Origin of the sequence: Kocuria sp. ZOR0020, assembly GCF_000800955.1 — a bacterium.
In the GTDB taxonomy this organism is placed as follows: Bacteria; Actinomycetota; Actinomycetes; order Actinomycetales; family Micrococcaceae; genus Kocuria; species Kocuria subflava.
Genome location: NZ_JROX01000266.1, coordinates 1 through 1,319, shown reverse-complemented (window position 1 = coordinate 1,319; position 1,319 = coordinate 1). Strand labels below are relative to the sequence as shown.

At 63.5% G+C, this 1,319-nt stretch carries 2 protein-coding genes; both read right to left on the bottom strand.

Annotation, left to right across the window (positions count from 1 at the left end; translation table 11 throughout):
* Nucleotides 1-681 (bottom strand): alpha/beta fold hydrolase (locus L979_RS12805; protein WP_052209884.1); only part of this gene is annotated, 681 nt, incomplete at its 3' end.
* Nucleotides 682-748: 67 nt separating this feature from the next.
* Nucleotides 749-1,319, bottom strand: a 571-nt coding sequence (locus L979_RS12800) for an alpha/beta fold hydrolase (RefSeq protein ID WP_047692594.1), incomplete at its 5' end; no start/stop codon positions are given.

Here is a 1,319-nt window from a genome sequence, read left to right as displayed (position 1 = left end):
CCGGTATTCCTCCTTGACGTACTGGGACTCGCCGCCGGCCACCCAGGTCACGGGCCCGTCAAACGTGGAGTCGAACTCGGGGAACCCACCAATGGTGTCAAGGCTGCTGTAGAGCAAGTCCAGATTGGGCTGCCAACCGAACTGACCGTCCTTGTGACGCAGGTTCTGCATCAGGAACCCACGGACGGTGGGATGCGGAATGGGCTCGGACAACTGTTCATCCACCTCACCACGGTTGGCCACCGCCGTGAGGTCCACGGAACGCAGGCTGCCCAGCAGATGCGGGAACTCTCCCCCGCTGTTCCAGCTCTGGACCGGTGCAATGTCCACCACCATCAATTTTTCAATGAGCTCCGGCCGGGTCAACGCCATGGTCATGGCCACTTTGCCGCCCATGGAATGTCCCACCAGGTGGTACGGCTGCTCCCCCAATTCAGCCTCCACCGCTGCTGAAACCTGCTCTGCCATCTCCCGGTAGTCAATGGTTTCCGTCCACGCGGACGCGCCGTGGTTGGGCAGATCCACCAGGAGCACCGTGCATTCCGTGCTGATTTCCTTGGCAAACCGGGAGAAGTTCTTTCCGCGGCCCATCAGCCCATGCAGGAACACCAGATTCTTGGGCCCATCCCCCACACGCTGGATCTGAACTCCGTGGTCTGCACCCGTGCCCTGTGACGTCATACCCATCAGGCTATCGTCAGGCACCGACACCGATCACGACGACGCAGCGCCCCACCGTGCGGTGGACCTACGGCTGGGCGAACCACTGTGTGATCGCATCAAACGTCACTTCGGGTGCTTCCAGGTGGGGAAAATGCCCCACGCCGGGAAGAACACGCATGTGGGCGCCAGACAACGTGCTGCGCCGGCCAGTCAACATGCTGTGACGCCCCGGCAAGAGGTGTGGTGGCACAGCGGCGTCGTTTTCACCCATCAGACACAGCGTGGACTCTCGTGCAACGGCGCTGCCAGGCTCGGCACTCGCCAGGTCCAGGAGACCCAGGGGGCCACTGCCTGAAGACCGGAAAGTGGCGGCGATCCGTTCCATGTGCTCAGTCTGAGGCCGGTAACCCGGCGACCATCTGTCCCACAGGGCGGTGATGGCTTGCGCGTCCGAACCCAGGATGCGTCGTCTCCCCCAGGACCCCATGCGCGGCAGCAAAACATGGCGCATGGACCACGCCACCCGCGGATCGCGGCGCATCAGATGCTGAACCACGTCAGGCCCGGCCGCCCCCAGAGCGACCACCTTGTGGGCTTTCATGCCGCGGCCCAATGCCTGATGCACCACCCAAGCGCCCTCACCATGACCGATCAGC